We start from the raw sequence: 10697 nt of genomic DNA, 5'->3' as shown, positions 1-10697 counted from the left end.
AATGTCCTTTATAAGAAATGCTACCAATTTCAATTTGCCCTTTATTTTGAGGGAGCCTCTTAGGTGAAGACTCAGACCAGAAATCTGATAGATATTGTACTAACCCTTTTTTAGCTTTCCTTGGTGTACTAGCATATTGAATATTCCAGCCAAAATGACGACTTAACATTCCTAAAACTGTTGTTTTTCCTGCGCCATTTGCTCCTGTAATAACTGTGAGGTTAGGATGGAAATCAATCTTCACAGAATCAAATTGTCTCCAGTTTTTAATTTCTATACTTTCAAACATGTTCTATCCTTGAATATTATAATTGATGCCAATGACGGCTTAGGCGCATAACGCCCGGCTTGGGCGTCTGTGTGGAGCCGATTGTTATGCATTTTTATAGTACCTTATGCATAGGAATGCCTTCTTCAAATTCCAAGAAAGCTCTTCCTGCTGGAGTATCTTCAACGCGAAAACCATAACTCTCAAAAAACGGAACAAGGTCTATATAAGCAGCCGCTAGTGTTATCTCTTGAATTCCTTTCTCTTTGCAGTAATTTTCGCAATTTTTAAGTAGTTCTTGAAATAGCCCAAGCCCTTTAAAATACTGGAAACGATACCGTCTTTCGGACTCCGGTATTGGCGCGTAGGGGTTCACAAATGTAACATCAGATATTCGTAAGACATTAGGCCATGTTACGGCGAGCAACAGTTCAGCACACTGTGTTTCTTCAATTTCTGTATCAATTACATCCGCTGTAATATACAAAATATCCTTTAATACTTTTAATCCAGTGTAGCGCTCCATTGCAAGATATATTTTTGGAGAGTTTTCGTCGAAAAATGATGCTAATGCTTGTTTATTACAGTCTGGATTATTTTGGACATATCTATCCCAAGCTCCTCCTCCGATCTCAGCCATGCAGCCTGATTTTATCTGAGAAATCTCTCCAAGCTTCTTTCTATCTCTAGTTTTAATAACGACTTCCTGAGAAAACTTGCTCCGAATAGATTCCTCTGGAAATATATCAAATAAATTCATACGTCGTTCCATGTGTTAGCATAACAATTTAATATAGCGCGATTTGCGCGTTTTTCTGCCGACGCATCGCTCATTTTTATACTTCCGCTATTAATACCAAACTAACTATCATATTGCTACATAAAGGAAAACTGGCGATCTGGATAAAATGATAAGAACAAAAACGAGCGATTGGGTCGTTTTCCTGAATATATGGGAAAGCCCTTTAACTTGTATATCCAAACAGGGGGTTTACGCCTAAATAATCAAAAATATTTTAGTCAGCTATTTTAGTGAATACAGAAGGGTAGAATCAGTCGAGGGACTCTTGATCGCTCATTGACGTCAGTCAATTTTTCTAGTGCAAACTTCCGCTTTACGTACATGGCTGCAGTTCAAATTTCAAAACTTAAACGGAAGAAAATGGCACTTAGGTGTCAATTAAGATGATTTTTAATATTATCGAACCTTAGCCATCCCTGTTTTACTTGCCTGGTATTGCATCGGCTCGGCTTGCACTGTTTGTTTTGGCGATAATTTTCTGAATAAAAAACCTACTAATATGTTAGCTTTTTCTATCCACCGCTTAAGTAAACCTGCAGTCTCATCCGAGATCTAACCGTAAAACCCTTCACCCGATTGGTCAGTTTTTGATTTTGGTGCAAAAATTGTTTTAGCATCCCAATCGATGTATTTTAACTCTATACCGACGATTTTAGACACACTAAACAATGTATCGAGAGCGACATTAACAAGGACTGCATCGCGTAATTTAAGAGGCTTGGCTTGCTTCTGTGCAGCGGGTTTTTGCTTGAGTTGCTCGGACACAAACTTAGTAAAAAGTTTTGAGTGCTTCCATGGGTCAGGGAGTTCATAAATACCAATAAAAATCGGATAGAAGCTAATTTTCACTTAATACTATGATGGCCAAGTAGGCCTGAGATCATAAATCCGAGATACGCTTTGCGAGCGTTTTTTGGCATCGTTTGCCAAACATCATCGCGAAGCTCAACAAGATTGCTAAGCACAATTTCTTTGTCTGTGTGGTCGATCGCAAAGTCCTGTTGGGAAAGGGTGACTTATTTATGACGTATCATGTTAGTATGAAAAATTTCCAGTAAGCTAATCAACTACAATATGTAATTTTTTCTACCAAATAATTTAAATTCTCATACTGATGTCCTTCATAACTTCCGAAATTTATTTCTTCTTCATTCACCAATAAATCAACAAAGTTTCTGTATTGCTTATCTTTGAACGGGTCAACAGAGTTTGGTCCGAAAATAGCAGATAGGTTAAAAGTAAGCGTCCGATAATTCCACCTAGCGCTTAGCAAACTGCCATGGTAGCAGTTGCTCGATATTGACATCGGGCTGGCTGAGTTCATCAAGGCAAGTCATCACATACTCGAATACGTTCAGGTCGTTGGCTTTAGCCGTTTCGATGATGCTGTAGAGAACAGCGCTGGCGTTTGCGCCTGTGGCCGTTTGGCTAAACAGCCAGTTTTTCCTACCTATGACGAACGGCTTTATCCCGCGCTCAGCGCGATTATTATCGATACTCAGTAACCCGTCGAGTGTATAGCGTTCCAGCTTTTTCCATTGGTTTAAGCAGTATTGTATCGCTTCGCCCAACTTGGTTTTGGGTAACACTTGTTGAGCCGATTTCATTAGCCACATATGAAGCTGGCTTAGCAACGGCACACTTTTTTCTTGTCTTGTAATATATCGCTCTTCTACCGTTTTATCTTTTAGCTGGGTTTCTAGGCGGTAGAGTTTTTGGATGTGATTGAGTGCCCAATCCGCTTTGCCACTGCCTTTCTTACCTGCGCCTTTTTTGGCTTCCATGAACTTACGGCGTGCATGTGCCCAGCAACCAATGAGTGTGGCTTGCGTTTGCTCGTAGCCTTGATAGCCATCCACTTGTAAGTAGCCGCTGTAACCTTTAAGGAAGTCTACGGCGCATTGCCCAGCGCGACTATTGTGATAGTCGTACAGCACGATATTAGGTATTTCTGTTCCCGGGATATTACCGCTAGGTGAGTCAGCGCCACTGGCGTACAACCACATGTAGCTATTCACTTTCTCAGATTCAACGACCTTCAGCGTGGTTTCATCCGCCGCGATAACCGGTTGTTTCAGGATATGTTGATGGAGCTGGTCATAAAGCGGTTTAAATAGCTCAGCGCAGCGGATTATCCAGTCAGCCATGGTTTTACGACTTAATTCGATACCATGCTGTTTGAACATAGACTCTTGTCGATACAGCGGTAACCCATACTGATATTTGCTGGTAATGATTTGGCTTAATAAACTTGGGGTCGCATAACCTTTAGGGATAACGCTGTGAGGTACAGGCGCTTGTTTTACTGTGTTGCTAATACCGTCTTTCTCACAGGTACGACACGCATATTTAGGGCGAACATGCTCAATCACTTTTACCTGAGCAGGAATAAACTGAAGCTTTTCTGACTTATCTTCACCAATGCGATGTAGCTCACCTGCACAACAGCCACAGACTTTTTCTTCGTCGCTAATATCGTGAACGATAACCTCACGAGGTAGGTCTTTGGGTAACGGTTTACGTGTGGGCTTTTTACGGGTGTAGCTTATGGCTTCTTCTTGCGTATCTGATTCAACAGCAAGCGCTTCCGCTTCATTAAACAACTCACCTTGCCCAGGATGACCTTCGGTACTTTGACCGAACTGTTTATGCTGGGCAATACGAAACTGCTCCTCAAGATATTGATAGCGAGACATCACCTGCGACAACATCTTTTTCAATGTTGCTGGGTCATCAGGTAAGTTTTCGATATCAATATTCATGGCCTTATTATCATGCAATAAGGCATTGATTTCCCGACATTATTAAGACGATTTCGTGATCGTTAATCGCTACTTATGATCACAGGTTATAAGCCAGATGCATTGTAGTGCAACGGCTGATGGCCTATTACATCGTAGCCTGATAACAGCCACTGTAACTGCTGTTCACTTACATTCAGATGTTGTAAGTTAGCATCGACAGGCCACTTAAACCGATGCTTCTCGAGACGTTTGTACCAAAGCGCAAAGCCCGTTTTATCCCAATAGAGTATTTTGAGCTTATCGCGCTTTTTATTGCAAAACACAAACAGCGCATCACGAAAGGCATTGAGCTCCATGTTCTGTTCGACCACTACAATCAAGCCATTAATCGATTTACGGAAGTCGACAATATCCATGTATAAATAAACGTCGGCAGGCTCAACAAACATCTTCATTCAGCTAGTGCCTTCATCACGGCGGCAAGCCAGTGAGGGCTAACATTCGTTGGCACACTAAGATGAGCGCTCCCAAGTTGCAGAAGAAGTTCGCCACCGGTCTCCTCGGTGTGTGACTCAACCTTTGTTACTTCACGTTTGACGTGAACGAACTTGCCGTGAGTACGCTGAAGCCGAATATCACGTCGCCTGGTGTAGTAGGTTTGGACATTAATCTGTTGCTGGCGGCAAAACGCCACCGCTGTGAGTCCACTTTGTTTTTGTTGCTCAAATAAATTGAGCCAGTCTTCTACTTCTCTTCGTTGATGATGCGCCATGGTCATTCTCCTTAACAAAGAGAGCACCATGACGTAGAAAACCTATGAATTGAATGTGGGGATTACCGGACGGACACTGTTGCTCAAATAAATTGAGCCAGTCTTCTACTTCTCTTCGTTGATGATGCGCCATGGTCATTCTCCTTAACAAAGAGAGCACCATGACGTAGAAAACCTATGAATTGAATGTGGGGATTACCGGACGGACACGGTTAAAAATTAACTGGCTTTGTCCGATGAGGTTGAGCATGACAGTAAATCAGGAAAATTAAGCCGAAAATTGCTAACTCAAGGGGAAACATTATATGGGAAAAAACCCCATTACCCAGACTACCTTGAACGCAAAACGCCAGATGGGAAAGTGTCACTTGGAAAATGGCACAAAGGCGAGTTTGATGAAATTATAAGTTTGCTGTGTTAGCGCTGTTTCTTCTGAAATCAAAGCCCGCGAGTGCGAGGCGATGTAGTTGATTTCAGTACTGCTCAGCCGTTATTCAACCTTAGCAAAAACTAATCCCACCACAGTCAGAAAAAATTCCGCTGTAACCACCTCAGTAAACGATATCGTTTACTTGAAGTAATCATAAATTCTGACTTGAGAACACTTTACCGTTAGTAAACGAAAGTGTTTACTCGTCTACCTTTTTGGCTTCAAAAGCAGCCAAAAATAAAACCCCTCAGATTTTATTGAGAACAATAAAAAGCCCCGCGAGTGCAAACCTTAGGTCTGCTAGGGCGAGGCTTTGGGTTCAAAAAAGGCTGATTTCCATCAATTTGAGCTACTTAACCAACATGAATAGACATAACTTCAAATTCAAATTTCTGTCCTTTTTCATGGACCCTTAGGTATAGGGCCAAATCACTTTCACCTTCTTCAACGGTGTATAGATCAATCAATGCATCCCAATACTCTCTCATCCACTGGCAAGTAGAGGATTGCCACGTCGCATCAGGTAAGTTTGTAAGCCGACATCCGTAATCTTCTATGTTTTCTTGAAAACCCTCTGCGTCCTTTTCTGAGACACCTTTAACATATGGTATAGCGTTAAAATCATCAATATTGTTAAACCTAATTGCATCAACAATCTTGACTATTGTATCCCGCCATATAGTAGGAATAGGTTGTTGAGTTTCTTCATCTTTAACTATAGGTACTGTCATCGTCGTTATTTCCTATGCAAGTCTTTATGACAATCTGTGCAAACCTCAGCATGGTTTTCCGGCACTGTTTTACCTCCATCAGCATGTCGATCTATATGATGCCCTGCTGAATTTGATGAGTCTATATCTGTACCACATCCATTCGCACACTTTCCACCTTGTTCATCACGTTTAGTCTCTCTTTCACCGGGTGTGAATAACCTTTTAGGATCTCTTTCTTCTTTAGGAACAGAACCGGGACCAGTAGGTGGTTTTGGCAATTTACCTTCTGATGATCCACTATCACTTTCAGGTACATCACTTTCGGAGTTGTTATCAACTCTTGGTGGTAGAGGTGCAAGGACTCCATTTTCTCTTAAGAAACGTTTAGCACTTCTATAAGTCATGACAGGATTTTTAACAAGTCTTGCAAATATTCTTATAGCATTATTACCATCCGGATCTGTGTACTTATAAGGGTTATTATTCGCATAGGCATAACGATTGAAATTGTGAACGTTATTAAATCCAACCGGATCATTCGAGTAGAAACGACCGATAACTGGATCATAGTATCGTGCCTGCATATAGGTTAAACCTATATCACTGTCGTGTTTATGGCCGGTATAGCCGATTTCGTTCACGCCAGCTTCACCGGTGGTCTTGCCCCAGTCTAAACCAAAAGGTGCATAGCGATGTCGGCTGACATCTCCATTACTATTAGACTTAGCTGCACTGCTACCCAATATATCTGGATGGATATAGGTTGTATCACCTGCACCTTGCTGTGCCACTAATTGACTGCCTAAGTAATAGTATTCGCGATTAGCACCATCTATGCGCTCATGCACCAACTTACCTGCCAAACTGTACATAGAATAACGAGTGCCTTTACCATCTATGGTTTTTACTCGCTTGTTGAAGCCATCGTACACATAGGTATTACCATTAGCTTCTGTCATCTGGTTGGCTAAGTTGTAACCAAAACTGTGTACACTATTGTCAGTAACATTACCGCGGTTATCGTAACTAAATGTATAAGCCCGCATTCCACTGGTTGAGGTAAGACGTTTACTGCTGTTGTAACTGTAATTAATCGTACCACTGATAGAATCAAACTTGGTGATGTTACCCATAGTGTCGTAATTCATATCACCAATTAAACTATTGGAACCATTTCTGATGTTGTCTAGCCTGTCTAAGCTGTCATAGGTAAAGCGCAAATCGTAGCTATTTGACTGTTTATCATCCCAAAACGTGAGGTTGTTGTTAGCATCATGGGTATATTGGTTATACACCGCATTAATGGTACCACCACATAGGCTGCGTTGAATATTGGGCAAGCCGCTGGTGTGTAGAGTTAAGTTATTCACACAACCGTTTGTATGGTTGTAAGATTTATACTGACCATTTGGATGAAAGGTAACGCTGTTGGCAAAGCTACCAATATTTCTGGGTTGTCCAAGTGCATTTGGTTGATAAACTAAATTACCTCCCCCTGGATAGCGAATCGCGTGTTTATCACCATTAGCATTATAGGTGTGCGTAATTGTCCAATCTAAACTGTCTACCCTCAAGCGCTCAGTTTCAGGTAAATTTAAATCGTTATAGGTATAGTTTTGAATCACTCCACCGAAATTAAGACTTGTTAGATTGCTATTTTTGTCATAATCGAATGTTTTAGTCGGTGTGCTATCTCCGAAGGAGATTGACTTCACATTTCCTAAATTGTCATAGGCATAAGTGGCTTTATCAGAAGCGCTAACACTATTGTCACAGACCATGGTGCTTCCATCAATCGAACTACCCTTAGCAAGCCAATTCACTTCACTCAGCGCGTTTTTAGAAAAAGCGGTATTGCCCACATCGGGACGCACAGTTTTACATAGTTGCTGGTAACCATCGTATAATCGAGACTCTGTAATCCCTCCTTGACTCACAGAGGTCAAATTATCATAAATATTGTAGGTCATTGATGTATTTACACTATGTGGTGCAGCAATGAGTGTTGGTAAGTTTGTTTCTGGGCTTCCATAAGCCAAATATGTCGTTGTTGTTGTATGGCCTCTATTGTCGTTAACTTGCACACGGTTATTTGATAAATAGCTATAACTAATAGCACCAGACGTAGTGTTATCATCAATGACCTTTGGCCTTCCTAAACCATCATAGGTTGATGATATACCATAAGGTGTATTACTTAAGGCATAGGGCTTACTTTGATAGGTAGGGCGATTAAACGCATCAAATTCCGTTCGCATAAATCGTTGGGTGACTGATTCTCTATCTGTATCCCACTCTTTAGTCATATTCGCTCTTAGTAAACCATCAAAGTATATGACTTTTTTATAATTACCCTTGCTGATAGTTTGCTTCAACATGCCGGCTTCAATGTATGAAAAACCATCAGTGCCACTCGTTGTTTCATAAGTTATGTGGGTGTTGTTCCAATATGAATTACAGGGGTCCACTAGGCTTACACGTCCTAAACTGTCATAGCCGTATCTGAAGCAGTTACCCATAAAGTCAGTCACTTTGGTCACCCAACCGTTACTATCGACTTCTTTATAAGCATACTGAGGATTTGTGCTTAGGCTTTGTGGTGTCTTAGTAGTTTGTGCGATGCCGCGTTTATAATTAGAAAACTCAACCCAACGATTTGTCCCATTGTATTCAATTTTTTTAGGTAGCCCCGCGTTAACGCCACTCGTATGGTAGCTCGAATTTCGTTTGTACCAACGACTAAATTTTTGATGCTCATAAGGTAATGATTTATAACTTCCAGTGGCACTATGATAGATAGTTTTACTGAGCTCTTTGTAATTGCTACCGTCGTTTGAGATTGATTTAGTATGTGGTAACCCTATCAACCAATGGGTGGTATCGTTGAAATACGTGTTTTTAGTATAACGCTTTTTACCGTTAAAACTGTTTTGTTCTATTACGATATTTGGATTACCGTAGATGTCAAAACCATTGTAAGCAGTTGTGTAAGTTTGGACTCCTTGGTCATAAACATTGTGCTTTTTCTGGCTTATATGAGTTCGGTAATGAAGGGGCTGATAATTATCATCTAGCATACCACTTAGGCCTATCCGCTGACCTCTTACTAATGTCATTTCAGTGCGCGAGAGTAATTTTCCATCTGTATCATAATTGTCGATGGCCTCTAAGCTACCCTCTTTAAAGCTCGTATAATCGCGATTGTAGAAATAAACACTTTTACTGCCATCCGGTGAAATGACAGTAGTAGTTTTACTATGTTTACTATTTGCCGTGCTTGGCAAACCCCGACTAGTATTAGCTTTATCAATTGCTGAATATGATAAATTAGTAAAAGACTGAGTTCCGGTATTCCATGCACCATGATTCTGCGAATAACTATATTGCCATGTAAGTTCACCTATTTTCGGACCGTTCAAGGTTTTACTTCTCAGTGACAAATTGTTTTGGCACCTAGTCATGTATTTATCACCTAGCAGTGTGGTTACGATCCTAGGTAGGTTAGAGCGACCTTGCAATGTATCTCTAATATTAAAAGTGCCTGTTAAACCATTAGGGTGTGTCATTTCGACATTAAAATTGGTTGGTCCAGAAAGGTCCGTGCCCGATGGGCAAGAATTGTAAAGCTCATAAGGCTGACTCGTCCCTAAGAGATCTAGAGAAAAACGCCATGACTTGCCATCAGGTCTAATCACACTTATTAACGACGTACTACCATAGTTATATATCCATTGACGTCCGTTTGCTGTTGCTGAGGTGACGTAAGAATGGTGCGCGCTATTTTGATAAGAAAAGTCAATACGTCGTCCGTCACTGGAGTCGATATAACTCAAATTATCGCCATTGTAGTGATAATCAACAGTATTGTTAAAGCGGTCTTTTACCTGAGTGACCAACATATAAGTGTTGTATCGACTTAGTGCTCCTATTGAACGAGCTCTGATACGTTTAAATTTACTGAAGGTATAGGTTAATCCATCAGGCGAATGAGCTACAAAACTTTCACCCACACGCTTACCATTCTCATATCTATCAATACAACTTACTTTCCAATTAGACAGAGTAACTTTTGGATATTGCGCCGGCGCAATCACCCCGTCATTTCGCAATAACTTATCATTAACTTTCCCCGGCACATGCAAAGTGTCTCCTGTCCAATACTGCCCCGCCTCATATACACTTCCTAGGTGACTTACTAAACCATTAGGAGTGTTACCAGAGCACTCGTACCCATTTGCCCAGAGCCCTGAATAACCATTATTTCCTAATACCTGAATTGTATGGATGTAAGGAATATCAAGTGACCAGTCGCCCATAGTCAAATCGTCTGCCCAAGTGAACCTTGCCCCTTTAAAACTTCGTCTTACAGCTACTTCTAATTGATTGTTTCCAGGAAGACTGATATCCATTTGACTAAAACTCAGGGAGCCAGAATTCATGTCAATTGATTCACCAAATAAGTCAGTCGTATCTGGTGTCAATGAATATGTCGTTTGACGTTTATTGAACTCTTCGGCACCAAGTTCAGTCGAGTATGATGGAGTTCCGCTTCCTCCCCCATTATCTATTGCTGATAATCTAGGGGCGTCATTAGTACGAATTTCTTGTTCGGGTGTAGTCTTTGATTTATTAAGTTCTAGAGACGCAATACTGCTTTGTGCTGTTGTTTCAGCAGCTACAAAAAGTGAAAAAAATAGAATGACAATCATATGTAGATTAGCTGAGGGGGACATATCAATTCCGTTTAGATAATGAAAATTCAGGCATTCACGTTAAAGTGAGCTTATAAGTATGTCAAATTTTTTTACCGAAAAAGAAATGTATATCGAAATTTTTAATGGTTAGAACGGATAAATTTTCAGTTAAAACGAACTCTCACAAAAATCAATAGTAATTGTATAGATGTCCTATACAACGATTAAAAGCGAACAAAATCATAATTTATCATGGTTCGGTTAATATCCTCAG

The 10697-nt window shown here is 40.6% G+C and carries 8 protein-coding genes; all 8 read right to left on the bottom strand.

Translation table 11 applies throughout. The features are described from left to right. Positions 1-289, bottom strand: a 289-nt coding sequence (locus FX988_RS21590; protein WP_160182310.1) for an AAA family ATPase, incomplete at its 3' end; no start/stop codon positions are given. 94 nt (positions 290-383) lie between these two features. Beyond that, positions 384-1028, bottom strand: a complete 645-nt coding sequence (locus tag FX988_RS21585) for a GNAT family N-acetyltransferase (RefSeq protein ID WP_160182309.1) — start codon at positions 1026-1028, stop codon at positions 384-386. A 594-nt stretch (positions 1029-1622) separates the two neighbouring features. Further along, positions 1623-1919, bottom strand: a complete 297-nt coding sequence (locus FX988_RS21810) for a hypothetical protein (protein WP_254700809.1) — start codon at positions 1917-1919, stop codon at positions 1623-1625. A 410-nt stretch (positions 1920-2329) separates the two neighbouring features. Further along, entirely contained in the window at positions 2330-3832 is a 1503-nt protein-coding gene (gene tnpC, locus FX988_RS21575) for an IS66 family transposase (RefSeq protein ID WP_160182308.1), read from the bottom strand. 86 nt (positions 3833-3918) lie between these two features. After that, the gene (gene tnpB, locus FX988_RS21570) at positions 3919-4269 is read right to left on the bottom strand and encodes an IS66 family insertion sequence element accessory protein TnpB (protein WP_013784480.1); all 351 of its coding nucleotides are present in this window, start codon (positions 4267-4269) and stop codon (positions 3919-3921) included. Then, positions 4266-4604, bottom strand: a complete 339-nt coding sequence (tnpA, locus tag FX988_RS21565) for an IS66 family insertion sequence element accessory protein TnpA (protein WP_254700808.1) — start codon at positions 4602-4604, stop codon at positions 4266-4268. The genes tnpB and tnpA overlap by 4 nt, the downstream gene beginning before the upstream one ends. 765 nt (positions 4605-5369) lie before the next feature. Beyond that, the gene (locus tag FX988_RS21555) at positions 5370-5747 is read right to left on the bottom strand and encodes a hypothetical protein (RefSeq protein WP_254700807.1); all 378 of its coding nucleotides are present in this window, start codon (positions 5745-5747) and stop codon (positions 5370-5372) included. A gap of 5 nt (positions 5748-5752) precedes the next feature. After that, positions 5753-10462: an RHS repeat-associated core domain-containing protein gene (locus FX988_RS21550; RefSeq protein WP_160182306.1), complete on the bottom strand. Its 4710-nt coding sequence runs from the start codon at positions 10460-10462 to the stop codon at positions 5753-5755. Positions 10463-10697: the final 235 nt, after the last annotated feature.

Source organism: Paraglaciecola mesophila, from assembly GCF_009906955.1.
Lineage (GTDB): Bacteria > Pseudomonadota > Gammaproteobacteria > Enterobacterales > Alteromonadaceae > Paraglaciecola > Paraglaciecola mesophila_A.
Note: the sequence above shows the minus strand (reverse complement) of the source record. Positions and strands in the feature narration are given on the sequence as shown.